We start from the raw sequence: 26,422 nt of genomic DNA on the forward strand, positions 1-26,422 counted from the left end.
TCCTCATTTAATAAGAATAGAAACCTTTACCCGTTTTTTTACCTAAATGCCCTGCCTCTACCATTCTCTTTAGCAGTGGACAAGGCCTAAATTTTGAATCATTGAATCCTTCATATAAACTTTCTAATGTAAATAAGAGAACATCAATTCCTACGTAATCGGAAAGACGTAATGGTCCTACCGGATGATTGGCTCCTAGTAGCATTCCTTGATCTATTTCTTCCGGATCATTTCCCTCCATAACAAGGAACGCAGCTTCATTTAACATGGGGACTAAAACCCGGTTAACTGTAAACCCTGGGAAATCTTTTGCTATAATTGTATTTTTTCCGATTCTTTCCCCAATTTCTCGAGCGAATTGAATCGTTTCATTATCAGTATTGATTGATACAACTAGTTCTAGTAGTTTCATAATTGGAACGGGACTGAAAAAATGCATTCCAATCACCTTTTCGGGCCGGTTTGTAACAGATCCAATAGCCGCTACTGATAATGAAGATGTATTGGTTGCCAGAATAGCATTAGGATTGATGACTTTATCTAATTGCTTAAACATTTCTTTTTTCAGTTCAAGTTTCTCAGGAATAGCCTCAATGACTAAAGAAACATCTTTTGCCTCTTCTAAATTCGTAGTGAATGTTATACGTTCACGTATATCCTGAATTCTTAACGCTTCTATATCTCCTTTCTTACTCAGAGATAGAAGCCACTTCTCAATTTGATTTTTCCCCCGGGATAAATCATTCTCCGTTCTATCTACAAGGACAACCCTAATATTTGCCTGAGCAAAAACTTGAGCGATTCCTGCTCCCATTAACCCTGCCCCAACAACTAAAATCTCATTACATTGCTTCGATGATAACGGATACACCCTGGCCACCTCCTACGCATAATGACGCTAATCCAATTTCTTTCTTTTGTCTTTGCAGCTCATGAACTAATGTTACAATGATCCTGGCACCTGAACATCCAACAGGGTGTCCAAGAGCAATAGCACCACCATTAACGTTAATAATATCTTCACGAATCTTTAACTCCCGATTTACTGCGATGCATTGCGCCGCAAATGCTTCATTAAGTTCCACTAAATCAAGATCCTCAATGCTCATATGGGCTTTTTCTAGTGCTTTTATGGTAGCAGGGATAGGACCTAATCCCATTACAGATGGTTCAACACCTGCACTGGCTGCTGCTTTAATTTTTGCTAATGGTTGTAAATCAAATTCTTGTACCATTTCTTTTGAAGCCAACAATACCGCAGCTGCTCCATCGTTTAAACCAGATGTATTTCCCGCAGTAACGGTCCCGTCTTTTTTAAATGCAGGCTTGAGGTTCATAAGTTTATCTAAGCTTGTTCCTCTTGGGTGTTCATCTTTATAGAAAATAAATGATTCCTTTTTACGTTGAACTTCTATACCAACTATTTCCTTTTCGAATTTACCATTCTGTATAGCAGAAGCAGCTTTCTTTTGACTTGCGAGTGCAAATTCGTCTTGTTCTTCTCTAGAAATCCTATATTTTTCTACTAGATTTTCAGCTGTAATCCCCATATGATAACCTTCTATTGCACAATGGAGGCCATCATAATATAAGCCATCAACCGTAGTTAGATTCCCCATTGCTTTTCCCCAACGGCCATCCAATATGAGGTGGGGGACACGACTCATGTTTTCTGTTCCACCTGCAACAATTAGTGATGCTTCTCCAAGCGCTACCTGGTGATATCCCATAATTATGGAACGAAGACCAGAAGCACATTGTTTATCAATTGTTAATGAAGGAACTGAAACATGGATACCGGCTTTTATACTGGCCTGACGTGCAGGATTTCCTTTTCCTCCAGCTTTGAAGACATTACCTAAGATAACCTCATCAATCCTATGGGATGGAACTCCTGATCGATTCATTGCTTCCTTAATGACAAGTGCTCCAAGTTCAGAAGAAGAGAAATCTTTTAAACTTCCTCCAAAACTTCCAATAGCTGTTCTACAAGCGGCAACAATATAAACTTCATTCATAAATATTCCTCCAAATCTATCTGAATTGTGGTTTTCTTTTTTCAATAAAAGCGCTTAATCCCTCAACTGAATCTGGATAGTCAAATAAAATAGAAAATTGATTTAGTTCTTCCTGTAGTCCTGGCTCAACCCGATTTTCAAATAAACCTGTAATAAGTTGTTTAGCTGTGGCAATTGCACATGAACTTCCTTTTGATAAAATTTGGGCTACTTCGATTGACTTTTCTAAGGGATTATCTACAAGATCACTAACGATTTTCAGTTCGTAAGCCCTTTTAGCTGAAATGATTTCTCCAGTTAATACCAGTTTATTTGTAACTGATGGACCAACCATATTTAGTAGTCTTTGGGTTCCTCCTCCACCTGGAATAATTCCAAGTTTTACTTCGGGAAGCCCAAATTTAGCTGAATTTCCCGCGATTTTAATGTCACAGGCAAGAGCCAGTTCAAATCCTCCGCCAAGACAATAACCCTCAATTGCTGCTATGATGGGCTTTTGAACTTTCGTTAATTTTTCATGGAGTAACTTCATTCTCTTTGCAATTTTCAATGCATCAGATACAGATATACCCATCATCTCCCGGATGTCTGCTCCTGCAATAAAGTCCTCTTCATTCCCCGTAAGAATTAATACTTTTAAATCTTCAGTAATGGTGAAATAATCAATGAAAGATATAATTTCTTCAACCATTTTTCCATTTAATGCGTTTTTTGCATATGGTCGATTTGCTCTAAGTATGACAATTGATTTTTCAACTTGTTCTACTAAAACATGTTCAAACGAAAACATGTTGTATCTCTCCTTTCTTTGTAAAAGCTAAATTGCAAGTATCATGCCAAATCGATAAGCCTTTGATTAACAATGATTATGAATATTGAAACATCCTAGAACGAGAATTGTTGCTCCCTTCCTTAAAGAATTGAAACAAAACAATATCATTTACAAAAGACTTATCAATTTTAATACTATCTATCGGCAAATTTTTCAAATAACTTATCCGTCTTCCGAATTCTGAAACTCTACCTTAACCATTTGTTTGATTTGACCTTCATTGGCTATTTCGACGGGTATATAAATAACTTGTTGGTGATTTTGATTTAGTATTTGTGCCGAGTTTCTTCATCTTGATGTACCTTTTCTGAATTATCCTAAAATGGTTCTTGCAACATTCTCAATAATGGTTTCTGCTTTTTGCAGGTTAACCCTTGCAATTCGTAATTCCTTGAACCATCGTTCAATTGGCAGGTCCCCTGCATACCCTGTACCACCATGAATTTGTAACACATCATCGATAATTTTTGCAGTCGTTTCCGTTGCATGAAGCTTCGCCATTTGCGCCGCAAGCTCGAAATCGGATTCTTGGGTATCTGATTTTCTTGCAGCATCTTGAACCATTAATCTTGCGGACTGGAGATTAATAACCGCTTTTCCAAGCATGGAGCGAATGGACGGGAATTCTGCGAGAGGTTTACCTCTTGTAATTCTCATTTTGGCGAATTGCTTTCCATACTCAATGGCTTTAGCAGCTACACCAATAGATTTTGCACCAAGTAGGATTTGTGCTTCTGCCAACCACTGCTTCATTAAGTCAGTACCTTCACCTACTGCACCAATTCGTTGATTGTCATTCACTCGATAGTTTTTTAATGAAATACTATGTGTTGTTTGAACATCGATCAATACCGTTTCCTCTTTCTCTAATTGGTCATCCAATTCTAAAAGGAAAAGTGTCGGTTGATTTTCTCCATTTTCTAATATACAATTTACAAGAACGACTCCAAAAGCGGACTGTTCAAGGTTTTGGATGTATGTCTTTTTTCCATTGAGTATCCATTCATTACCACTTCTGACCGCTGAGCTGGTCAGTTTCTCAAGATAGTTATCCTCATGTTCCTCCCAAAGAGCAATAAAACAACCCTTTCCTTCTTTAATAGCAGGTTTAACTAACCATTCGATTTGCTCATTAGTACATTCCTCTAAGAAACGAGGGAATTCTCCTCCAAAGGCATCTACAGCTGGATGGTATAGTCCTAGACGATGCTGTGAGGCTTCTTCAAGCAAAATTGCTCTTGCTAGTACAGATAAGCCAGCACCGCCCCATTCCTTTTTCGCTCCTAATGCTTGTAAACCCGAACTCTTTGCTTCTGTTTGCAGTCGGCTAACTACTTCTTCTGGCAATTTTTTTACATATTCACCTGGCGATAACTCTGCAGGTGCTACACTCTCTTTAATCAACGACTGTACAGTTTTTTTTAATAGTTGTAACTCTTTATCTACCAACAATTCAGACATTATTATCCCTCCAAATGAGACCTATTTTAAAATCTCTTTTCTCTGTGCCTTAGCAGCTTGTTCAAGCAGGTTCTTGATTCCAACATCTAACTTACTAAATCGAATATCCGTTGTTTCGCCAATTTTCCAACGATAATAGATTTGCTGGAGAATGACAGCGATTTTATAAAAAGCAAAGGTGAGGTAGTAATCAATATGCGATACATCTTGACCGCTTTTCTTCGCGTACATTTCTAGTAGTTCTTTTCTTGAAACAAAACCAGGTTTTGTCGTTACCGACGTAAATCCTGTTTCTTCTTCCCCCGGTTCCGTCCAATAGGCTAATGTAGCCCCCAGATCGGTTAAGGGATCACCAATCGTACTTAATTCCCAATCAAAAACACCGATTACCTCGCTTGGATTTGTAGCCGAAAACATCATGTTATTCAGCTTGAAATCATTATGAACAATCGTTGGTGCCGGTGATGGGGGGATATTGTCAATGAGCCATTTCTCTAATGATTCAACCCAGAGGATATCATTTGTTTTTGCAATATGGAACCTTTTAATCCATCCATGTACCTGTCTGCTTAAATATCCGTCCGGATATCCGAAATCATTTAAACCTGCAGCTTCATAATCAATCGAATGTAATTTGACTAACGTATCTATCACAGCATTTGAAACAAGAACCCCCGTATCTGCCCGATTTTCAAACTCCTTAGGTAGTGAATCGTCGAGAACGACACCTTCTTTTTTCTCCATCACATAGAAGTGTCGGTCCATAACGCTTGGATCCTCACAGTAAAAAAAAGGCTTAGGTGCCAGTGGGAATACCCGATTAATCTTTTCTAATATCTCACATTCTCTTTTCATGTCATGTGCCTTTGGTGGTATGGGACCAAACGGAGGTCGCCTTAAAACCGCTTGCCAATCCCCAATCGAGATAAAGTAAGTTAAATTTGAGTAACCTGCAGAAAATTGCTTTACCTGTAGTGACTCATCTGTTAGTCCGGATATTTGCTGAAGAATATATTCCTTAATGGTTAACCAGTTAATATCATTAACTTTTTTGGGTAATTGTTGTTGGCTCATGCAATCTCTCCTTTAACTGGAACTCTTTTAAGACTTGACGTGCTACAACCATCCGGTGCACTTCATCAGCACCATCGTAGATTCTTGCTGCCCTTGCTTCCCGAAGCAGACCCTCAAGTGGTGTGTTCGAACTTACCCCATACATACCTAAAGTTTGAATCGCACGATCAAGGACGTTGTTTAACATATGAGCACCGTATAGTTTGATGAGCGAAACTTCCTTACGAGCCTGATCACCCTGATCCATTTTCCAAGCTGCCTGAAGGGTTAATAATCTAGAAGCTTGAATTTCAGCTTCTGAATCGGCGATATAATTTTGAATGGTTTGTGAGTCAGCAAGAGTTTTCTCGCCATCCTTTTTTGTTAACGAATAAGCAATCATTTCATTCAATGAACGACGAGCGACACCGAGCCAGCGCATGGCATGGGTGATTCTGCCTGGGCCTAATCGCAATTGTGCCAGTTTAAATCCTTCGCCTCGTTTGCCAAGCAAATTTTTTGCTGGAATTCGGCAATTATTAAAACGGACTTCACAGTGTCCGCCTGGATAATGGTCACCCATGACAGGTACCTCGCGAACGATTTCAAAACCTGGATTATCTGTTTCGACAATAAACAGGCTTGTTCGATGGTGAGGGTCAGCATCCGGATCGGTTACAACCATCGCAATGGTAAAAGCAGCTCCCTCGGCACCTGTGGTATACCACTTATGTGCATTGATTACCCACTCATCTCCATCCTTTACTGCAGTTCCAAGCAGCGTTCTTGGATCTGAGCCAGAAACCCCCGGCTCTGTCATCGCAAAACAGGAGCGAACATCGTAATTTGCCAATGGCTTTAAATATTTTTCCTTTTGCTCTTCATTCGCTGCATGGACTAATATTTCTCCATTACCCGCATCAGGAGCCATCGAACCAAAAACATATGGACCGATTGGACTTTGGCCAATGACTTCAGAAAGCAAACCTAATGACACGAAACCCATACCCATACCACCTAGTTCTTTAGGTAAGTGGCCTGCCCATAATCCTTTCTCCTTAACGATTTGTTGCAATGACTTTAATATTTCCTCTGGCAACCCACGGTGTGGGACCATGTATTTTTCATTTGGATACACATATTTATTCATAATTTCCGTTGCTTGCTCAATCATCCTTTTTTGCTCTTCACTTTCAGTAAAATTAAACACTATTAATCACTCCTATTGGAATTACGATAAATTTCAAAATAATAGTAAAGTTGAAAATCGAGAGATAAATATTATTACTAGGTGAAAGAATACACAATCTCTAATTAAAATTTTTCATTCATTTTTGAAAAAAATATAAAACTTTAGGCATGCTTCAAGCTCTTATTGAGCAAGCCATCCTCCATCAACAAAAACAGTTTGCCCTGTCATATAATTACTAGCATTTGAAGCTAGTAAAATAGCTACTCCTCCCAATTCATCAGCCACACCTAATCTATTCATTGGTGTTTTACCAACGATTTTTTCTCGTACTTTCGGATTGCTTAGTTCAACCGTATTCATTTCAGTTTCGATATAAGAAGGACCAATCGCATTGACATGGATTCCATACCTAACCCATTCGAGGGCAAGCGATCTAGTTAGATTGATGACTGCAGCCTTACTGGCAGTATAAGGACTTATTCCGAGATCACCGACAGCACCTGCGACAGAAGCAACATTGATGATTTTTCCAGATCCTTGTTCCTTCATTATCTTCGCTGCAGCCTGACAGCAGAAAAAGAGTGATTTAACGTTTAAGTCCATCACCATATCCCAGTCTTTTTCCGTAACTTTAAAAGCACTCTGGGTATGTGAAACCCCTGCATTGTTAACAAAAATATCAAGCTTTCCGAAATGTTCAACTACTTGCGATACCATTTCTCCTATTGCATCAATATCCCGTAGGTCAGTAGAAAAGCTAAGTGCCTTTCGACCTTTTTCTTGTACTTCTGAAACTACTTGTAGATTTTTTTCCTCATCTCTACCAACAACCGCAATGTCCGCACCAGCGTCAGCTAGAGCTAACACAATTGCTCTACCTAATCCGCGGTTACCGCCAGTTACTACTGCAACTTTATTTTTCAGGTTAAATAACTGCATATTTTCACCATCCTTTTCTAGTATTCCATGAATCTTATTCAATTTGGTGCCATACTGATAAGCTAATTATCGTGACATCGGATAAATCCTGTGCTTCAAGTGCAAGATGCCACCATAATAGTGAAGGATACGCCATTATTGGGTATCCTGTTCTCCGACAAATCGGCTTATCTCATTCATTGGCATGTCGTTTGCCATCCTGTTGATCCACACATCTCATGGTGAAGTTTGAACTAGACTTGATGGACCATTGAACATCAGCCCGATGAATTTTAACACAACTTTGGCAGTAGGATTAGAGATTTTTATCCGAAAAAAGGGGGACTTTTTCAGGGGCCTCGAACCGTCCCCCCTGGTCCCTCATAATCCTTAGACTTTAACCTTTTGAAGCTTTTCTAAAATCAAAGCCCTTAATTTATATTTCTCAATTTTTCAAGACGATTACGGTGGCGATTTTGAAAGTCAAGGGGTTTTGTGATGGTTCCTTACGATTCTATGACACTTATTGTGCCATTACATTTTATAGAATCTTAAGTTGAGGACATTGGGTCTGACCCCCGCAGCCACCCTTGGAGGATCGAGATTGAGTTTTTCTCTTTTTTCAATTTTTTTGCGAATATGATCCGGAATGATAATGCTTTGTTTCTCGTTCATATCCGTTATTACTATTGTTCCACATCCTGATGCAACGAATCGGTGATTATCTGCAATGTAATACTCTAAATCAATGGATTTCTGACCTAGCTTTGCTGCTCGTACCCCCACTGCCAGTGTAGATGGAAAGTATGCTTCACTATGATAATGGCATGCTATGTCAGCAGTTACGGCTCCTAGATTTTCCAGATGAAAACCCAGACTATTTAAGTATTCTGATCTCGCCTGTTCGAAATACATAAAATAACTTGTACTATTAACATGACCTAACAGATCGGTTTCACAAACACGGACTTTAATTTCTGTTTTAAAATGAAATCGCTTCAACCACTCATCCAGGCTTGGCTTAATATAATTGGCTCTTGCCATATAAACTCTCCTATTCTGAAGCACAAACTCTGTCCATTAAATCCGAATCTTTGATTCTTTTAAATGCATTGAAAGCCAATGATATTCCTATTTCCAACGGTTGCCGACATCTATTGCAAAATCCTCATAGGGACGAATAGGAAGCATTTCCTCAATTTCAACATACTCTGATAATGGGAGCCCAGCCATAAAGGTTCGATCCAGTTCATCATGAGAGGAAGCATTATAAATGAGCACGACTTTTCTTTGTCCAGAAATCTTATAGGCCCCGATGATTTTCTTTCGCTCAACTGCTTTAAGACAAAGTTTCGCTTCAGCCTCCCATTTCTCCCATAACTCATCCATAGAGAGATCCTTTTGAATAACTGCAGCTTTGATTAAAAATAACAAGATAAACGCCTCCCTTGCTTCACTTCACTTTTTAAAATTATACTCTTTCAATGATCAGCGCTGTGCCTATTCCTGCTGCTCCGCTTATGGCCACAAGTCCGCGCTTCTGATTGCGTCTATCCAATTCGTCCAACAGCGTACAAATGAGCATACCTCCCGTTGCCCCAAGTGCATGCCCCATCGCAATCACACCGCCGTTCGGGTTCAGCTGATCCCGGTCAAGACCAAAATCACGTTGGAACTTTAGTACCGTCGCCGCAAAAGCTTCATTAAATTCAAACAAATCAATATCCCCGATTGTTAATCCTGATTTCTTGAGAACCACTTCAGCTGCCTTTTGCCCGCCGCCTAATAAGAAAGGGTCATCCGCAACGCTAGCGGAAGCCACAATTCTGGCTCGCGGTGTTAAGCCCAGCTTTTTCCCTTTTTCTTCCGAACCAATGAGAATCAAAGAAGCTCCGTCGGCTAAGGAAGGAGAATTCCCGGCATGATGGACATGGGAGAATTCCTTCAATTGAGGGAATTGCAGTTTAATCCGACTCTCCATTCCACTTATATGTTTTTCGGAAAACGATGGCTTTAAAGCCGTTAATTTTTCCATTGAAATATCAGGACGAACGAGCTCGTCCTTTTCTAAAAATTCTTGATGTTGTTGATCATAGACAGGGAGTAAAGAACGGTTGAAATAGCCTTGCTGATACGCATTCTCGGCGCGTTCATGCGATTCATAAGCATATTGGTCAAGCTCTTCACGAGTAAATCCCGATAACGATGCCATAATATCAGCGGATACCCCCATATGGACATAATTTGTTTTATCCATCACTTCGGGAGCAGAAAACCACGATCCTTCATCAGAAAACATGGGAACTCTCGAGGAAGACTCCACGCCCCCTGCAATGACAAGCTCATCCATTTCTCCCTTCACTTTTGCAGCAGCAATCAGAACGGCATCTAAACCTGACGCACAATAGCGATTGACCGTCATGCCGGGAATGGTATTGGGCAATCCAGCAAACAGAGCTGCCACCTTAGCAATATTAGACCCTTGGTCGCGAACCTGTGTTACACAGCCTAAAACAATATCGTTCACTTCTGATAAGCGCAGTTCGTTCCTGGATTCAAGCGCATGAAACAGTTGTGAAACGTAATGGATGGGATTCACTTCAAGCAATGAACCATTTTTCTTCGCTGCCCCGCGCGGTGTACGGATCGTATCATAAATATAAGCCTCCATCTTTCTCACACTCCTTTCTTAAAAATAAAACTACTTAATTTACTCGTTCACCCTTCACCATCTCCCGGAGCTGATTCTTCAAGATTTTCCCTACCGGATTTCGCGGCAACTGCTCCAAAAGGACCAATCGCTCCGGCAATTTATAAGAAGCAATCTGTTTCTCCCGTAAAAATGCAACAAGTTCCTCCAGCTTGATTTCAACAGACTCTCTTGGAACGACGCAAGCGCATACATTTTCACCCATAATTGGATCCGGATAAGAGACGACAGCCACATCTTCCACCATTGGATGGCCTTGAAGCAATCCTTCCAGCTCCTCAGGTGATATCTTTAATCCTCCGCGGTTGATTACATCCTTGACTCGTCCAACAACTCGATAATATTGATTTTGATCTCCAGCAATCTCAAATAAATCCCCTGTACAAAAGTATCCCTCTTGATCAAATGACGTTTGATTTATTTCGTCTGATTTCCAATATCCAGCAAACAGACTGGCCCCTCTAATCCGCAGCTCACCAGGGTGAAGTGATTCTGTAATTTCCTCCCCTGTCTCTATATCTACAATCTTACTTTCAATCCTTTCAGAAATTCGGTTGTCCCAGTTGAATCCTTTGACTCCAAATCTCGGAAAATATTTTGATCGCATTTCTGGATCGGGGATATCATTCGGACTACTTAAAAATGCCGCCCCTTCATTTGAGCCAAAGTAATTGATAATGTCCACGCCGTACTTTTCCTTCCAACCAGCAATCATCCATGGGGTCAAAGGAGCAGATCCTGTTCCAACAGCCCTCAGTGAGGTAATGTCCTTTCCATTTAGCATGGCTTGATTTTTTAGCATCATATTTAGTAAGGCAGGTGGAATTAGTGTGTACGTAATCGTTTCCTGTTCAACCTGCTGAAGAAATGAGGGTAAATCGAAGGGATGATGCAGCACCAATTTTCCCCCTGATAATAACCAAGGAATCAGCATCCCACCGATACCCGCCATATTCACCATCGGAAAGGTATTTAGAATGTGGTCATCTCCCGTTAGTTGAGCGGCATCTACCGTTCCATAAGCACTGATAAACCATTCATTATGGCTTCTTGGGACCCCCTTTGGTTTACCCTCTGTTCCAGATGTCCAGCAAATGGTGAATATATCATCCGCTGTTATTTCAATCGTTTCACGATAGGCTTTCAATCTCGTAAACTCTGAATCCATCCCGTCTGTATGAATCGAAATCGCCCCTTTGGGAACATCATCCCCAAATACAAAAACATGTTGAACCAATGGGACTTGCTCTTGTATTTTGACATGCATGGCTGCATATTCACGTTGATTCATTTTCTCTATCGTAATCACTGCTTTTGCACCTAACATTTTCAATTGCTGGGAACATTCAAATTCACGATATTGGACCGGAAAAGGACTGGAAATCGCCCCCACTCGCAAAACCGCCAAATAAGAAATCACAAGTTCCACGATATTAGGCAAATGTATCGCCACAATATCATTCTTCACAATACCGTGTTCAAGGAGAATTTCCGCTAACCGGCTCACCCTGTGATCCAATTCTTTATAGGTTAGCCTTTGTGTCAGACCTCCACATAACGCCCCCCGGTTAATCGGATCGATAACTGCTTCCTTGTCCGGCCATTCTTCAACGTGCTGAAGAAAATACGCCTCTATGGTCGCAGTTCCCCACCAGCCTTTTTCTACATACTCTTTAGTTCGTTCATCTGATGAAAGAATCATATTTCTACCGTCCCCCTGCCATGAGGTGTAAATTTTGGAAGGCTCACTTTTCTTTTCGTCAGCAAAAGTAAGCCCTTTCTAAAAAAACAGGTCAAACTTTTATGCCCAACTTGAGCCTGTTACGTGAAAAGCTTTTCACCGTTAATCCACGTCGCATGGAAGCCCATTGGGATATGTTGCGGGACAAGGAGTCTGGCAATCGGGCCAAGTTCAAATTCCGCAGCATCCATAATAATCAGTTCCGATCGATTCTCTCGCTGATCATGAACATATGTCACCAAATAACCATCATCCTCAGCTTTGGCATTTAGTTTCGGTGCATAGGCCCCCTCCGTACCATAACGGCCTTCTCCGAACATATACTTCTTCGATTGCCCCGTCCATGTGTCATATTTGACAAGCCCGTCAAATTCTACCGTTTCACCCGGACCGATATGAACATTATAGGAATAGCGAGATTTCTGCCCTATATAATCGAGGTTAATCACCGGAAACTCTGTGTTCATGTCACATAGCTCGCCCTCTTTCACTTGCCCTGTTTTCAAATTAAAGCGCCAGTAATGAAGCTGGGCATCCACACGAAGAAAGGCAAGCATTCTTTCAATCGGACCGCCCTTTTTTGTACTAGGAGGAGCAGGTTCTTTTACCCGGCATCCTGTTAAAACGATCTCGTCTCCTTCCTCCCAGGCATTAATCACATGGTAAATATAGCAGGGACTTGCTTCAAACCAGCGAATAGATTCGGCTCCGCCATAACGCGGTATAATGCCAAATCGGCTTGGCAATTCGCGGAAAAACTTGACACTGTATCTCCCCAATTTTGCGGATTCAGGGTCATTAAATAACGGCAAATCCATCAGTATCGAGTAATTTTTCGTAATCGCCATATCATGCGGCAGTCGTGGTCCCGGAAGCTCAACCGGTGCAACATGCATTAGCTCTCCTGCTGCCGAAGCAACGCCATACATCATATACGGATACACATTTCCATAATCGAAAAAAATAAACTCGCCTGTATCCTCATCCACTTTCGAATGGGCCGAAATATTGCACGTCAGACGGCCGCCAAAATCCTCTATTCCGATCGTCTCCAATGTTCTGGCATCAACTTTGTAGGGCTGGCCTGACCGATACCAAAGTGTCAGCAAATTATTGTTATGAAAGACAACATCCGTATTGGATGTATTTTTTTCCTTTTCAAAAAACGGATTTTGCCTTTTATCTTCCATTAACCCTGCCCATATGGCTTTTCCTTCGATGGCTTCATGCTGGAAGGCCTTTGTATGGATATAGCGATTACGATAGCTGACTTTTCCACTTTCGAAATAAACGGCATGAAGCATTCCATCCCCATCGAACCAATGATAGCGGCCCTTAGGTTCATGTTTTGGGTTTGGGCCGTTTCGCACATAGGCTCCGTAAAAATCGGTTGGAACCTTCCCCTCAAGGACCGTTAATTCATCCACATACATTTCATCCTTAATCGGGGCGTATAGACCATCGTGGAAATAGGGATTCTGATAGGTTTTTGTGTCTATCATAGAATAAATTCCTCCTTTTCCTTTTGTTTCGCTGGAATCCACTCATTTGACTGCTTAAGATCTGAATAGGCCTTCCTGTATTGCTGTTCAAGCTCTTGAATGATTTCTTTTGCCGGTTGAGTTTTTGTAATCGCATCCACGCCGTGCCCGGCCGCCCAGATGTCCCGCCATGCTTTTGTTTCTCCATGTGGATTTTCAAAGTTTATTTCTTTTTTTGACGATAGATTATTCACATCATAGCCTGCTTTTTCAATACTTTGCCGGAGCATATTGGCATGAACACCAGAAAATGCATTTGTCAGAATGATATCCTCATGTGTTGCTTCGATGAGCATTTCCTTGTATTGATCATTCGCCATACTCTCACTGGCTGCGATAAACTTGGTCCCCAAATACACGAGGTCAGCTCCCAATGTTTGGGCAGCTAAAATGCTTTTTCCCGTAGAAATTCCTCCGGCCAACACAATGATACCATCCCAAAATTCGCGAACGGCATCTACAAAGGCAAAGCCAGTAATAGATCCGGTATGTCCACCTGCCCCAGCGCTGACTAAGACTAAACCATCCACACCAGCCTGAGCTGCTTTTTTGGCGTATTTGACTGAATTCACATCCGCAAACACAAGCCCACCGTAGGAATGAACAGTTTCAATAACAGGGATTGGACTCCCAAGTGCAGTAATGACGATCGGCGGTTGAAATTTTTTCAGTAGAGCAAGCTCCTCCTGGAGGCGTTTATAGCTTCGATGCGCGACGATATTTGCTGCCCAAGGAGCCACTTTTTTGTTTGGATTTCTTTCTTTGTACTCCTTTAACTCCGTTGTCAGTCGGGTCATCCATTCCTCAAGAATATCGATGGTCCGAGCATTTGGGGCAGGGAAAGAACCAATAACCCCATTTTTGCAGCAGCTTAAGACAAGCTCCGGTCCCGATACTAAAAACATCGGTGCAGAAATAATTGGCAATGCTGTGTTTTCTGTTAGCCATTTTGGCAATCTTCGACTCATGGACAATCTCTCCTTTTAATTCATACTTTGCAGCCACAGTGGCATTAAACTACAACCTACACTATTTATTAATGCAAGTACCGTGCCAATAGTATAAATACCTGGTAAATTATGAATATTTAATCAATTATTCTCTTTTTGATGAATTTCGGAATCAATTGATGAATTTTTTATCAAAGGTGCTATAAAGAATGAAAAAAGTTCAGACAGAGTTTGTACCCCGCCTGAACCTATTTAGAATATGAATCTATTAAAAATGGCTGTTGATTGGAGCGAAAGAAGCTTTTATTCAGCTATAAATAGTTAGTATTTCAGATTGCCGAAACAGGAACCTTGTCTCCTTTTGATACAGGTGGTTTGACTTTAGCAGGAACACCTGGTTTGTATCTCACCCCTTTGGTACTTGCTATGAATTCGGCTTTTGCTTTTTCAAGAATGCCTTCTTGATCCAAAAGCAATTCGTAAGCAGATAATGCCATTATTTTCGCTGCATAATGCATTCCCTTCATGCCGATGGATGTACCAACTGAGGCGGTAGCCTGCCAGGTATGAAATTGAACTCCGAGCGGAACACAGGTAGTAATTATTTGCCCCATTGGAACAATCCAAGATACATCTCCTACATCGGATGATCCACCCATGGTTATACCGAAATGCTTCCTGTTGTGATAAAAGTCCGTATCGAGTATTTTGTTTGCATCCGCGCTTGTGGCTTGGTGCATAGCTGCGGCCAACACAGATGGATCGACCGTTTGGCGGAGTTCTTCAGCGAATTTCTTTTCTTCTTTGGTAAAATCCATTGGTCCTGCTGCTTCCGCTTGCGTAAACATGAGCTCATTTAGAGTTTCATTGGGCAATGTATCGTAGCATCCAGATTTAATTTCCCAGCGTACGGAGGTCTCTGTCATCAAAGCTGCTCCCTGGGCAACTTTTAATAATCTTTCTTCCAATTCATTTACTTGCTTACGGTCTGCTCCGCGCAAGAAATAATAAACACTAGCATGTTCTGGCACGATATTGGGTGCCATCCCACCATTCGTAATCTGATAGTGGATTCTGGTACCATCTGGCACATGCTCACGTAAATAGTTAGCACCGACATTCATTAACTCAACAGCGTCTAGTGCACTTCGGCCTAGATGTGGAGCTGCACCGGCATGGGACGTTCTTCCGGAAAAGTAAAATTCAATTGCAGTTAATGCCTGTGTACGGAAATTTACTGTCATATTGGTCGTTCCAGGATGCCAAGTAAGCGCGCAATCCAAATCATCAAATACGCCCGCCCTTGCCATAAATGTTTTTCCTGAGAGCAGCTCTTCAGCTGGGCAGCCATAATATCGTATCGTTCCCGGCAGTTTTTCCGCATCGATTCTTTCCTTAAGAGCAATCACAGCTTCTAGCCCAGCTGTTCCGAGCAAGTTGTGTCCACATCCATGTCCTGGTCCATTTGGAACTGCAGGGGCATAATTTGGCGTGGCCTGCTGAGATAATCCTGGTAGAGCATCAAATTCACCAAGAATACCTATGATTGGTTTTCCCTTTCCGTATTCCGCAACAAATGCGGTTGGCACATCACCTACCCCAGAAGTAACCTTAAACCCTGCCTCTTCTAACGTTTTGATTTGCAAGGTAGATGCAAAGATTTCACTATAGCCTACCTCAGGATAATCCCAAATTTGTTTGGCCACATCTGTAAATTTAGCTTCATTCTCGTCAATCCATTTAGTAATGTTCGATTTTCCCATTCTCCATCACATCTTTCTTTGTAATAATGCTCTCCGCGGAATTCATATAAAAACCGCCCAAATGATTTAGTATAAATGACAGCCAACGAAATGATCAGGAGCCACTTCTTTTATTATCGGGAAATCCGTTTTACATATTTTCATAGCTTTTGGACATCTTGTATGAAAAATACATCCTGACGGTGGATTCATCGGTGATGGAATTTCTCCTTTTAAAATAATTCTCTCTCTTTGGAAATTAGGCTTTGCAATTGGAACTGCTGACAATAGCGCTTGCGTGTAAGGATGAAGCGGATTAGAAATCAGGCTGTCGGTCGGCGCATCTTCGACCATCTGCCCCAAATACATGACTCCTATTCGATCAGAAATATGACGAACAACGCTAATATCATGAGCAATAAATAAATAAGTAAGTTTTAACTCTTCTTGCAAACGGCGCAATAAATTAATAATTTGCGATTGAATGGAAACATCAAGCGCTGATACAGGCTCATCACAAATAACAAGCTTCGGATTAACGATAAGAGCTCGAGCCAACCCTATACGCTGGCGCTGGCCACCAGAAAATTCATGTGGATATCTGTAAAAATGCTCCATACGCAAGCCCACTTTTTCTAGAATATCCATCACAAGATCAACTCGTTCGCTTTTTTTACCAATCCCATGGATCTTAAGAGGTTCCTCTAATGTATGACCAATCCTTTTTCTTGGATTCAGCGAGGAGTATGGATCCTGAAATACCATTTGCATATCTTGTCTAATTTTCTGAAATTCGTCTTTCCTTAACTTAAAAATGTCCCTGCCCTGAAAAATGGCCTCCCCCTCGGTTGGTTCGATTAACCTTAATAGCGTGCGGCCGGTTGTGCTTTTTCCGCAGCCTGATTCTCCGACAAGGCCATATGTTTGACCTTCATGCAATTGAAACGAGACATTATTAACCGCCTTTACCGTCGCTTCTAACCGCCCCAAAGGATTTCGGACAGAGAAGTGTTTCTTTAACCCGTTTACCTCTAATAATGGCTTAGAAGGTTCTATGATTGGCTGAATCGTGTTATGCTTTTTATCTACTTGCATCAGCATATGTCAACTCCTCCATCTCTACAATTTTTTCATAGTGCCAACAACGGACTTTATGCATCGATTGAAGGGTTTCCAATTTAGGCGCTTGTTCTTTGCATTGTTCATCAGCGTATGGACATCTTGAGGCAAATCGACATCCCTTGGGCATGTCATGCAGCGAAGGCATCGTTCCTTCAATGACATGTAAGTTTTGTGACCGGTCACCATCCATTTGCGGGATGGACTTCATTAAACCTTTCGTATATGGATGATAGGGTCTGGCAAAAAGCTCCTCCACATCCGCTTCTTCAACGACCTGACCTAAATACATCACAACAACGCGCGTGCACACTTCTGCAACCACTCCGAGATCGTGAGTGATAAAAATGACACTCATTCCGAACTCTTTATTTAAACCTATTATTAAATCCAAGATTTGCGCTTGAATCGTGACATCTAAGGCAGTCGTCGGTTCATCAGCAATGAGCAGCTTTGGCTTGCAGGCCAGCGCCATTGCAATCATCACGCGCTGTCTCATGCCTCCTGATAATTGATGGGGATAATCGTTCACTCTCTTTTCAGGGGCAGGTATACCTGTAAGCCTCAACATTTCAACTGCTCTTTCATATGCTGCTTTTTTGGAAAGCTTTTGATGGAGCATAACCGATTCAGCGATTTGGTAGCCTATCGTATAGACAGGATTCAAGGAACTTAATGGATCTTGGAATATCATCGAAACATCGTTCCCCCTAAGCTTTTGCATTTTCGACATAGGCAGTTTTAACAAGTCCAAACCATTTAATAGAATTTCGCCATCGTACTTTACCGTATATTTTTCATCAAACAACCTAAGAATCGATTGTGATGTGACACTTTTCCCACAGCCCGATTCACCGACAACACCTAAAATCTCTCCTTCTTCTAGATGAAAGCTGATCCCATCTACCGCTGTTACTCTCCCTCTTTCTGTGTTAAAATGCGTTTTCAGTTCTTTAATTTCTAAAAGTGGTTGTTGAAGCATGGAAGTCCTCCTTTATCACAGCCTTTTTCAACGCTTTATATTCTGGCCTGATTATTTCTTAGCTTGGTTTGTATGCGGATCCAACAAATCGCGAAGACCGTCTCCAAATAAATTAAATCCTAATACAGAAAGAACAATGCATATCCCAGGATATACAACCATCCACCATGCGGTAAAAATCACCTTTTTTCCATCGTATAAAATGTTCCCCCAGCTTGGATCAGGCGCTGGCACACCAGCCCCCAAAAAGCTTAAAGCCGCTTCAACGATAATCGCATTAGCAAATATAAATGTCGCCTGCACAATAAGCGGAGATAGTGTGTTTGGAGCAATGTGAAGCCATATGATTCGCCATGAGGAGGCCCCTTGTGCTTTCATTGCTTCTATATACGTTTCTTCCCGCACGACTAACGCAGCCGAGCGTACAACCCTGGCAATGTATGGGATATACACGATACTTAACGATAAAATAACATTATTTGTACTTGCTCCGAGAGCCGCCATAAGAGCAATCGCTAATAAAATCGCAGGGAAAGCCATAATCCCATCGCAAATTCTCATCAATACATTATCTAACACGCGATAATAACTAGCATATAAGCCTACTGCCATACCAACGATAGAGGCGATAGCAGCTACTGCAAAGCCAACACCCATCGATACTTGTGCTCCGTAAATAATTCGGCTAAGCAAATCCCGCCCGAATTCATCTGTCCCCAAAAGGTGAATTGAGCTAGGAGCACCCAATCTATCATCCACCTTCATTCCATAAGGGTCGTGCGAAATAACAAGCGGACCCAAAATGGAAAGGAGTATTAAGAATATAATAATAGCTAAACCAACGACTGCTAATTTATTTGCAAAAAAACGGCGGATAAACAACTGTCGTTGTTGTTTCTTCAAATTACTCTTGATCACAATGAGTTCTTCTCTTTTTTCCAGCGCCTCCATCTCTCGTCTCCTTTCTATTTCTGATCGAGCCTAACCCGTGGATCAATCACCCCATATAACAAATCAATCACCAAGTTAATAAACACGTACGTAAAGGTTACAAATAAAACAACACCTTGAATGACGGAGTAATCCCGTCTTCCAACTGAATTAATAATGAGTTGACCAATCCCAGGAATATTAAAAATCGTTTCTACTACCGCAGCACCAGTAATTAACACTCCAAATGTTTGACCAAGAACCGTTAATATCGGTAGAAAAGCATTGCGAAGTGCATGTCTGTAAATCACATGCCGTTCTTTCACACCTTTTGACCTGGCTGCTTTTATAAAATTGGTATTTAGAACTTCGAGCAAGGAAGATCTTGTCATCCGAGCTGTTAAAGCGATTTGCATGCTTCCCAAGGCAATTGCAGGCATAATTAAATATTTCAAATGAAGCAATAAGCCCTCACTTAAAGGCTCGTAACCACCAACCGGCAACCATCTTAGTTGCACTGCAAACACTAAGACAAGAAATAGTCCAAGCAAGAAGCTTGGAACGGAAATCCCTAACAGCGCCACTCCCATTAAAGATTGATCTGTAGCAGATCCTCTACGTGTAGCAGCAATAATACCTAAAGGAATCCCGATTAAAATTGCCATAATCTCTGCCAAAATCGCAAGCGATACAGTTGGTCCAAGATGGCTAATAATTGTATCCATAACGGGTTGTTTCATAAAATACGAATAGCCAAAGTCCCCCTGAAACACACCAGATATCCAATGAACATATTGTTCATGGATTGGATTATTTAATCCTAGTTGTTCGCGCAATGCTTTAACCTGCTCCTCCGTAGCTGTGTCTCCCAACATCACTGTTGCAGGGTCGCCAGGCGTTAAATGAATAACTAAGAAAACGACTATCGATACAATAAACAAAATGGGTAGAAGCGCCAACACCCGCTTTAAAATAAAAGCCTTCAACGTTTCCCCTCCTTTATAAGTTTTCCTCGCCAACTATAGTTGACGAGGAAATGCCAAATTATTTTGTTATTTTGGTATTCCATAAAACCGGACCGTTGAAAAATTTAAATCCATCTATCTTCTTTTCCACAGCTAACACTTGAGTAATGTCTCCAAATTTAATAATCGGTAAGTATTCCCAAGAGTATTCTTGAAGTTCATCCCACGTTTTTTTAGCTTCCTCTATAGAAGTTGCTGTATTAATTGCATGCAACTTTTCGGCAATTTTCTCATCAACTGGCCCACCATAAAATTTTTCACCGAAAAATAAAAGCTCTGCAGGAGTCGGTACTGGAGGGAAACCGCTAATAAATAGTTGCCATTTATCTGGCTGTTCACGCTGCGCTACAGTTGTCGGCCAATCATAAATCTCCAATTTAATTTTCATTCCTAATTTCTCAAGCTGTTCTTTAGCGATGATCGTTGCATTTTTCGCGGCTAAGGAATCTTTGGTAGTCAAAATAGTAATCTCTTCTCCGTTATAACCTGCTTCTTCAAGTAATTGTTTCGCCTTTTTAGTATCATGCTGATTATATTGCTCTTTTCCTGCTTCACTGAACCACAACACATTTTCTTTCAGCATATAACTGGAATCCGCGCGATAAGCGTCGATAAGTGCTCCTTTCAATATACTATCGACATCCAAGGCTGCATTAACCGCCTGTCTCATTTTTATATCCGTAAAAAGTCCTTGATTTTTATTAAAAGTCAATGATAAATATCCGCTAAAAGATGTAACCATCTTTAAATTCGGATTACTATTCATCTGTTGATAATCGTCTCTTGACATATCATCTGTTATGTTATACTGACCTGTTTGAATTCCAGCTAGTCTCGTAGAGCTGTCAGACACGAATTCGAAATAAAGATCATCAACTAAAGCTTCTTTCTTACCTGCTAAACCACTTGCTGGTAAATCGACTGGTTGATAACCGTCGAATTTAGCTAAGTGAATATTTTGATCATGTTTCCATTCAACAAATTTGAACGGTCCGGTACCAATATACTCTTCAACTCCTGTCTCTGGAGCTGCCTCGATTACTTCTTTCGGCATAATCGCAGCAAATTGGCTTGTGCTTGCAAGCACATTTAAGATTAATGAAGAAGCTTGTTCCACTTTAAGTAAAACCGTTCCATCGTCCCCAGCTTCAAATTTTGCCCCTTTAATAACCGCTTGTGCCGATCCTGACTTTTCCAACCAGCGATTCATTGACACCAAAACATCTTCGGCAGTCATTTCTTTTCCATTATGAAACTTTACACCTTTTCTCAAGTGAAATGTATACGTTTTACCGTCATCACTTACATCTATCGACTCCGCTAACATTGGAACCGGTTCAAAGTTTTCATTAAAAGCAACTAACGTTTCAAAAATATGTCTTGATACATCTCTTGTAACTAATGCAGTCGTCATATGTGCATCCAGTGTCGGTGGCTGAGTAGGGATGGCAACTTTCAATTCCCCACCACTAACTACCCCATTTTCCCCGGATTTCCCTTTTGGAGTTTCACTAGTTTTATCACTACAACCAAATAGAACTGCCCCTAAAACCAATATAGTTACAAACATAAAAAACCTGTTTTTGATCTTCATTTATTTCCTCCTCGTATATTAGTAGCCATACCTGCTCCTACATAGTCTTGTAAAAAATTCATACAAAAATATTGAATGAGTTTAAATAATAAAAGAATACATTCACCTAGAATACTATCAAGAAAGGGAAAAATTCTATGAGAGATCTGTACGTAAGGGAACGGTCTCTGGAGTTAGTTCAAGAAGTACTCCAAAAGAGTCTTTGGGATGCATAAAACCTAATTCGATGTCATCTACATCAAAATAGATACTATTAACGCGAAGCCCTTTTCCTCTTAACTCGGCTAGAGCCAGTTTAGGGTCTTGAAAAGTGAAACAGAGATGATGAAGGCCTTCTCCGTTTTTTGAAATGTATCGTCCAATTACACTTTCTTCCGACATAGGCTCCATTAAGTAAAGACAGAAGTCCCCAATTTTGACCATACAATCCAAATATAATTCTTCCTCAACTGTCCCTTTACTTACTATTTCCCCTCCGAAAGTATTGGCAAAAAAATCGGCCGCTTTATGGATATCTTTAACCGCAATGGCAACGTAAGGAACTTTCGTTACTTTTGTATTCATTTTTTCCCTCCTTTATTAATTACCGGTAAATACCGGTAACCTTTTTTCTTTAAACGCTCGAACTGCTTCTTTATGATCCATTGTTTGAGCTGCTCTCGGACAGTATACTTGCTCATAGATTAAGGTTGTATTGAGATCTCTTTCTAAACTGTGATTAAGAAGTTTTTTAGCAATTCCAAGTGCTTTCGTAGGAGCTTGAGACAACTTATTAACTTCCTTTTCCACCTCATTATTAAATTCCTCATACCCTACTACTCTAGAAATAAGGCCTAAGTTATAGGCCTCATGAGCATCAAGCGTTCGACCAGAGAATACTAATTCTTTTGCTTTCGCTAATCCAATTAAACGCGGGAGAAAATAGGATCCGCCCATTTCCGGGGCCAAACCAACTTTTACAAAAGCTGCTGAAAATTTCGCCTGATCAGATGCAATAATAACATCCCCTGCCAAAGCAAGACTGAAACCTGCACCAAAGGCGTAGCCATTAACAGCAGAAATAACAGGAACTTCTAAATTTGCGATGTTGTAGAGTGCACGGTTGGCTAGTCTTAGCGCTTCCTGATTATCTTCCTGCGTCATGGTCTCCATTGCTTTCACGTCTCCACCCGCGCAAAATGCTTTTCCAGCCCCGGTAATGACAAGAACTCTAATTTTGTTATTATCCTGAATAAAGGATACAGCCTGATCCAACTCCTTGATCAAAGCAAAATTTAATGCATTTAGACTGTCCGGTCTGTTTAAAGTTATCCAAGCAATCCCTTCTTCCACATCCAAAGAAATTGTCTTGAACTCATATACACTCGACATTCTCAACTCCACCTTTCACCACATTGTTTCTCCCTAAAAATTCTTTCATCCAAATAAAATAGATAAAATTAATCATTCCTGTATTTAATATTCTCAGGTGTCAACTCTATTAACACCCCATGTGCATCTTTTGGATGAAGAAAAGCAAGCTCATCCGTGGCTTCTCCTAAATCGAAAACCTTTAACGATCTTTCTCTTAAATCTTCAACGGCTTCCTGTAAATTCGGGAAGGAAAAAGCGATATGATGAAGCCCTTCCCCGCGTTTTTTTATAAATTTGCCCACAACACTGTTTTCATCCATTGGTTCCATTAAATATAGATGAAAATCCCCGATTCGAATCAAAGCATCCTTATACCCTAAAAAGTCGGAGTCAGGTCCTGAATACCTAGTAAGCACCTCTCCGCCAAACGTCTTTGTAAAAAAATCGGCTGCTTTGTCACGATCCTTGACTGCAATTGCGACATATGGTACCTTTGTTACTTTCGATGAATTCGTTATATTCATACTGATTCTCCTCTCTTATTTTCCTAAGAATTTAGGCGATCTTTTATTGATAAAAGCTTGGACACCTTCATTAAAATCATCTGAGTCAAGAGCAAGGTTTTGTCCAAGTTGTTCAAAGCTTAGAGCTGTCTGCAGATTATGATCATAACTTTTGTTCAATAACTGTTTCATAATCCCGATAGCTTTTGTAGGAGCTTGGCTAAATTGATGAGCCACCTTTTCTATTTCTTGTTCAAAACCTTCACTATTTACTACCCTACTTACTATGCCAATATCACAGGCTTCTTTCGCATCTATCATTCTTCCTGTAAACATCAGCTCTTTCGCTTTCGCTAACCCAATAAGTCGCGGCAGAAAAAATGTACCTCCGCCGTCAGGGATGACTCCAATTTTAATGAAAATTTGCGAGAATTTAGCCTTATCAGATGCGATGATAATATCTCCTGCTAAAGCGAAGTTAAATCCAAGACCAACGGCATGCCCATTAATCGCTGAAATAACTGGAATTTTTAAATTAGCAATATTCGCAATCACTCGATTTCCAACTTCCATTTGTTGATTCATGTCGCCTATGGTATAGTTTTCAAACCCCTTAACATCGCCACCTGCACTAAACGCTTTCCCAGCCCCCGTTATAGTTAATACCCGAATGGTGGAATCCTTTTTAATCCGGGAAACAGCCTTATCTAAATCTAGTAACATCGCATTATTTAGGGCATTCAGCTGCTCAGGACGGTTAAGCGTAATTTTTGCGATCCCATTATTGTTTTCAAAAAGAATCGTTTCGTAAGTTTCTTCAGTAGATAACAATCATCCCACCTCTTTCAAACATAATTCTTAGATTTTAACTTTTTGAAGCTCTTCTAAAATTAAAGCCCTTAATTTATATTTTTCAATTTTATTTGTCGGGGTTTTTGGCAAGTCCGGAACGATGCGAATGTGCTTCGGCCACATATACTTAGGCATTTCTCTTCTCGCCCATTCTTTTAGTGTTTCTTCATTTAATTTATCTGTTCTCGGAACAACGTAGACAACAATATCATCCCCATCTCCCTCTTCGGCTGGAATTGGAAAAGCGGCACATATATCAACTAATTCATGCTGATTTATGAGACTTTCAACTTGATAGGATGAAATATTCTCCCCTTTATGTCTTATCAAACTTTTCATTCGGTCAACGAAATAATAGAATCCATTTTCATCCTTATAGCCTACATCCCCTGAATGAAACCAAAGATTTTGGAAGGCTTCTGCAGTCGCTGCAGGCTTGTTATAATATTCTTTCATCATGATATGCGGAAAAAGAGGGCGATAAGCAAATTGTCCTGACTCTCCAATGTCACATTCCTCATCATGTTCATTTAGGATTGCTACTTCCATAAATGGAGTCGAACCTCCTACGAAACCTTTTGGAAATTTTATGTTACCTTTTGGAAAAGAAAGATTTAAATTTTTGGCAATTTCGGCTACTTCTTCCCTTGTATATCCTTTATACAGTTCAATTGGAGTGCCTTGTTCCTCACCAAGCTCATCAATAATTATATGACACCCGCCCCCGGTCTCAGTCTGCCCATACTCTGTTTCTACAAAATGAATACCAAATCGTTTGGCGAAATCATTGTGATATTCAGGCAGCGGCTGCAGTTGTACTTTTTTCAATGTATTATTACGGTCGTTTTCAGTTGGGGCGGCTTTCATTAACCAATTAATCATCACATCTACAAGGATTGCATTTGTCGCTCCGCTTATTTCAATTCGCTCCCAAAAATTACTTGGACTGAATTTATCCCACATCGCAACCGTGCACCCGACAAAAGCGGCATTGACAACATTCGCAAATGCTGCTCCGACATGATACATCGGCAGGTCACTATAAAGGACATCCTTTTGATTATTAAAAGAGCGGATAAGGTACGTATAACTGTGAAGACAACGATAGGATTGTGCAACCCCTTTAGAAGGGCCTGTTGTACCTGATGTGTAAATAATATTCGCTATATCGTAATAATGGAGGTCAATATTTGGATTGTCATTATTCCCAACTATAAAATCTTGAAACAACAGACAAGGAAACTTTCCATCAAGATTGATATTTACTTCGTCTTGATAATCATGTTCCCACTCTTTTGGATCATGGAGCACGATTGGTATAGACGTTAATCTATCTTTTATATCGTTGATGATTGGTACCATTTGCCTTTCCGTAATCAGCATTTTTGGCTCTGTATCATTAATCTGATATGAAAGCAGGTTGCCCTTATAATTAAAGTTAATCGGACAGTAAACAGCCCCCGCTTTCCAAATACCAAACATTGCAATTGATGTAATGAAAGGATTTTTTAAAAATAGTGAAATGCGATCACCTTTTTGAATGCCATTGTCGATTAATTTGTGTGCGAAACTGTTTGCCAGTTCATTGAATACCTTATAGGTAATCGATCGATGGTCTTCCCCGTAATAGATAAACGTTTTGTCTCCTTTTTCTCTTGCCCATTTTTCAAGATGTTTGATAACCGATTCTTCTTCAGTCCCTAATGTTTGTTTAAACATTTCCATACCCATAAATTCCCCTCCAAACTTACACATAATAACATTTGCAACTTGTTGAATTCGTTTACATTTTTGCAGTGTTTGTGTTCTCCCCTTTTTCTAACCATGATGACTTCAGAAACAGCTTTATCATGTTACAACCTCATGATATAACAATGCAATTACTGTGCCAATAGTAGAAACATAT

24 protein-coding genes are annotated in these 26,422 nt (G+C 40.5%); all 24 read right to left on the reverse strand.

Annotated elements, in window-relative coordinates:
- Positions 1–7 precede the first annotated feature (7 nt).
- Complete coding sequence (locus BDR01S_RS01265; protein WP_235846466.1) at positions 8–871, reverse strand: 3-hydroxyacyl-CoA dehydrogenase family protein; 864 nt, start codon at positions 869–871, stop codon at positions 8–10.
- Positions 843–2,018, reverse strand: coding sequence for an acetyl-CoA C-acetyltransferase (locus BDR01S_RS01270; RefSeq protein ID WP_066253008.1), 1,176 nt, complete (start codon positions 2,016–2,018; stop codon positions 843–845). Before BDR01S_RS01270 ends, BDR01S_RS01265 begins: the two co-directional genes overlap by 29 nt.
- Positions 2,019–2,034: 16 nt before the next feature.
- Positions 2,035–2,808: an enoyl-CoA hydratase/isomerase family protein gene (locus BDR01S_RS01275; RefSeq protein WP_066253005.1), complete on the reverse strand. Its 774-nt coding sequence runs from the start codon at positions 2,806–2,808 to the stop codon at positions 2,035–2,037.
- Between the two features lie 354 nt (positions 2,809–3,162).
- A complete protein-coding gene (locus tag BDR01S_RS01280; protein ID WP_066253000.1) occupies positions 3,163–4,311 on the reverse strand; it encodes an acyl-CoA dehydrogenase family protein in 1,149 nt (382 codons plus the stop codon).
- Between the two features lie 21 nt (positions 4,312–4,332).
- On the reverse strand, positions 4,333–5,385 hold the full coding sequence (locus BDR01S_RS01285) for a phosphotransferase family protein (RefSeq protein WP_066252997.1): 1,053 nt from the start codon (positions 5,383–5,385) through the stop codon (positions 4,333–4,335).
- Positions 5,354–6,574: an acyl-CoA dehydrogenase family protein gene (locus BDR01S_RS01290; protein ID WP_066252994.1), complete on the reverse strand. Its 1,221-nt coding sequence runs from the start codon at positions 6,572–6,574 to the stop codon at positions 5,354–5,356. Before BDR01S_RS01290 ends, BDR01S_RS01285 begins: the two co-directional genes overlap by 32 nt.
- A 162-nt stretch (positions 6,575–6,736) precedes the next feature.
- Positions 6,737–7,495: an SDR family NAD(P)-dependent oxidoreductase gene (locus BDR01S_RS01295; protein WP_066252992.1), complete on the reverse strand. Its 759-nt coding sequence runs from the start codon at positions 7,493–7,495 to the stop codon at positions 6,737–6,739.
- A gap of 513 nt (positions 7,496–8,008) precedes the next feature.
- Positions 8,009–8,518 (reverse strand): acyl-CoA thioesterase, encoded by a 510-nt coding sequence (locus BDR01S_RS01300; RefSeq protein ID WP_066252989.1) that lies wholly within the window; start codon positions 8,516–8,518, stop codon positions 8,009–8,011.
- 87 nt (positions 8,519–8,605) lie between these two features.
- Positions 8,606–8,908, reverse strand: coding sequence for a muconolactone Delta-isomerase family protein (locus tag BDR01S_RS01305; RefSeq protein WP_066252985.1), 303 nt, complete (start codon positions 8,906–8,908; stop codon positions 8,606–8,608).
- Positions 8,909–8,945: 37 nt separating this feature from the next.
- On the reverse strand, positions 8,946–10,145 hold the full coding sequence (locus tag BDR01S_RS01310; protein WP_066252980.1) for an acetyl-CoA C-acyltransferase: 1,200 nt from the start codon (positions 10,143–10,145) through the stop codon (positions 8,946–8,948).
- A gap of 34 nt (positions 10,146–10,179) precedes the next feature.
- Entirely contained in the window at positions 10,180–11,886 is a 1,707-nt protein-coding gene (locus BDR01S_RS01315) for a class I adenylate-forming enzyme family protein (RefSeq protein ID WP_066252977.1), read from the reverse strand.
- Between the two features lie 119 nt (positions 11,887–12,005).
- Complete coding sequence (locus tag BDR01S_RS01320; protein ID WP_066252974.1) at positions 12,006–13,427, reverse strand: carotenoid oxygenase family protein; 1,422 nt, start codon at positions 13,425–13,427, stop codon at positions 12,006–12,008.
- Positions 13,424–14,434, reverse strand: coding sequence for an NAD(P)H-dependent flavin oxidoreductase (locus BDR01S_RS01325; protein ID WP_066252971.1), 1,011 nt, complete (start codon positions 14,432–14,434; stop codon positions 13,424–13,426). Before BDR01S_RS01325 ends, BDR01S_RS01320 begins: the two co-directional genes overlap by 4 nt.
- Positions 14,435–14,745: 311 nt before the next feature.
- Complete coding sequence (locus tag BDR01S_RS01330; protein ID WP_066252968.1) at positions 14,746–16,179, reverse strand: amidohydrolase; 1,434 nt, start codon at positions 16,177–16,179, stop codon at positions 14,746–14,748.
- A 66-nt stretch (positions 16,180–16,245) separates the two neighbouring features.
- Positions 16,246–17,259 carry an ABC transporter ATP-binding protein gene (locus BDR01S_RS01335; protein ID WP_157406086.1) on the reverse strand — a complete coding sequence of 338 codons (1,014 nt, stop codon included), beginning with the start codon at positions 17,257–17,259 and terminating at the stop codon, positions 16,246–16,248.
- Entirely contained in the window at positions 17,240–18,259 is a 1,020-nt protein-coding gene (locus BDR01S_RS01340) for an ABC transporter ATP-binding protein (RefSeq protein WP_066252965.1), read from the reverse strand. The genes BDR01S_RS01335 and BDR01S_RS01340 overlap by 20 nt, the downstream gene beginning before the upstream one ends.
- A gap of 51 nt (positions 18,260–18,310) precedes the next feature.
- Entirely contained in the window at positions 18,311–19,210 is a 900-nt protein-coding gene (locus tag BDR01S_RS01345; RefSeq protein WP_066252962.1) for an ABC transporter permease, read from the reverse strand.
- 14 nt (positions 19,211–19,224) lie between these two features.
- Positions 19,225–20,175: an ABC transporter permease gene (locus tag BDR01S_RS01350; RefSeq protein ID WP_066252960.1), complete on the reverse strand. Its 951-nt coding sequence runs from the start codon at positions 20,173–20,175 to the stop codon at positions 19,225–19,227.
- Positions 20,176–20,233: 58 nt separating this feature from the next.
- Positions 20,234–21,808, reverse strand: coding sequence for an ABC transporter substrate-binding protein (locus BDR01S_RS01355; RefSeq protein WP_066252957.1), 1,575 nt, complete (start codon positions 21,806–21,808; stop codon positions 20,234–20,236).
- Positions 21,809–21,943: 135 nt separating this feature from the next.
- Complete coding sequence (locus BDR01S_RS01360) at positions 21,944–22,372, reverse strand: VOC family protein (RefSeq protein WP_066252954.1); 429 nt, start codon at positions 22,370–22,372, stop codon at positions 21,944–21,946.
- Positions 22,373–22,387: 15 nt separating this feature from the next.
- Positions 22,388–23,179, reverse strand: a complete 792-nt coding sequence (locus BDR01S_RS01365; protein WP_066252951.1) for an enoyl-CoA hydratase/isomerase family protein — start codon at positions 23,177–23,179, stop codon at positions 22,388–22,390.
- 68 nt (positions 23,180–23,247) lie between these two features.
- Positions 23,248–23,685, reverse strand: a complete 438-nt coding sequence (locus BDR01S_RS01370) for a VOC family protein (RefSeq protein ID WP_066252949.1) — start codon at positions 23,683–23,685, stop codon at positions 23,248–23,250.
- A 15-nt stretch (positions 23,686–23,700) separates the two neighbouring features.
- Positions 23,701–24,495: an enoyl-CoA hydratase/isomerase family protein gene (locus BDR01S_RS01375; protein WP_066252946.1), complete on the reverse strand. Its 795-nt coding sequence runs from the start codon at positions 24,493–24,495 to the stop codon at positions 23,701–23,703.
- Positions 24,496–24,522: 27 nt separating this feature from the next.
- Complete coding sequence (locus BDR01S_RS01380) at positions 24,523–26,247, reverse strand: class I adenylate-forming enzyme family protein (protein ID WP_235846467.1); 1,725 nt, start codon at positions 26,245–26,247, stop codon at positions 24,523–24,525.
- Positions 26,248–26,422 lie beyond the last annotated feature (175 nt).

The sequence above is a fragment of the Neobacillus drentensis NBRC 102427 genome (assembly GCF_001591445.1).
Taxonomy (GTDB): domain Bacteria; phylum Bacillota; class Bacilli; order Bacillales; family Cytobacillaceae; genus Neobacillus; species Neobacillus drentensis.

What these genes read in the sequence shown, in the direction of transcription:
- BDR01S_RS01295 (WP_066252992.1), bottom strand. Translation starts at nt 7,495, where the DNA reads ATGCAGTTATTTAACCTGAAAAATAAAGTTGCAGTAGTAACTGGCGGT.
- BDR01S_RS01285 (WP_066252997.1), bottom strand. Translation starts at nt 5,385, where the DNA reads ATGAGCCAACAACAATTACCCAAAAAAGTTAATGATATTAACTGGTTA.
- BDR01S_RS01345 (WP_066252962.1), bottom strand. Translation starts at nt 19,210, where the DNA reads ATGGAGGCGCTGGAAAAAAGAGAAGAACTCATTGTGATCAAGAGTAAT.
- BDR01S_RS01370 (WP_066252949.1), bottom strand. Translation starts at nt 23,685, where the DNA reads ATGAATATAACGAATTCATCGAAAGTAACAAAGGTACCATATGTCGCA.
- BDR01S_RS01335 (WP_157406086.1), bottom strand. Translation starts at nt 17,259, where the DNA reads ATGCTGATGCAAGTAGATAAAAAGCATAACACGATTCAGCCAATCATA.
- BDR01S_RS01340 (WP_066252965.1), bottom strand. Translation starts at nt 18,259, where the DNA reads ATGCTTCAACAACCACTTTTAGAAATTAAAGAACTGAAAACGCATTTT.
- BDR01S_RS01355 (WP_066252957.1), bottom strand. Translation starts at nt 21,808, where the DNA reads ATGAAGATCAAAAACAGGTTTTTTATGTTTGTAACTATATTGGTTTTA.
- BDR01S_RS01380 (WP_235846467.1), bottom strand. Translation starts at nt 26,247, where the DNA reads ATGGGTATGGAAATGTTTAAACAAACATTAGGGACTGAAGAAGAATCG.
- BDR01S_RS01320 (WP_066252974.1), bottom strand. Translation starts at nt 13,427, where the DNA reads ATGATAGACACAAAAACCTATCAGAATCCCTATTTCCACGATGGTCTA.
- BDR01S_RS01360 (WP_066252954.1), bottom strand. Translation starts at nt 22,372, where the DNA reads ATGAATACAAAAGTAACGAAAGTTCCTTACGTTGCCATTGCGGTTAAA.
- BDR01S_RS01280 (WP_066253000.1), bottom strand. Translation starts at nt 4,311, where the DNA reads ATGTCTGAATTGTTGGTAGATAAAGAGTTACAACTATTAAAAAAAACT.
- BDR01S_RS01330 (WP_066252968.1), bottom strand. Translation starts at nt 16,179, where the DNA reads ATGGGAAAATCGAACATTACTAAATGGATTGACGAGAATGAAGCTAAA.
- BDR01S_RS01300 (WP_066252989.1), bottom strand. Translation starts at nt 8,518, where the DNA reads ATGGCAAGAGCCAATTATATTAAGCCAAGCCTGGATGAGTGGTTGAAG.
- BDR01S_RS01270 (WP_066253008.1), bottom strand. Translation starts at nt 2,018, where the DNA reads ATGAATGAAGTTTATATTGTTGCCGCTTGTAGAACAGCTATTGGAAGT.
- BDR01S_RS01275 (WP_066253005.1), bottom strand. Translation starts at nt 2,808, where the DNA reads ATGTTTTCGTTTGAACATGTTTTAGTAGAACAAGTTGAAAAATCAATT.
- BDR01S_RS01325 (WP_066252971.1), bottom strand. Translation starts at nt 14,434, where the DNA reads ATGAGTCGAAGATTGCCAAAATGGCTAACAGAAAACACAGCATTGCCA.
- BDR01S_RS01315 (WP_066252977.1), bottom strand. Translation starts at nt 11,886, where the DNA reads ATGATTCTTTCATCAGATGAACGAACTAAAGAGTATGTAGAAAAAGGC.
- BDR01S_RS01365 (WP_066252951.1), bottom strand. Translation starts at nt 23,179, where the DNA reads ATGTCGAGTGTATATGAGTTCAAGACAATTTCTTTGGATGTGGAAGAA.
- BDR01S_RS01310 (WP_066252980.1), bottom strand. Translation starts at nt 10,145, where the DNA reads ATGGAGGCTTATATTTATGATACGATCCGTACACCGCGCGGGGCAGCG.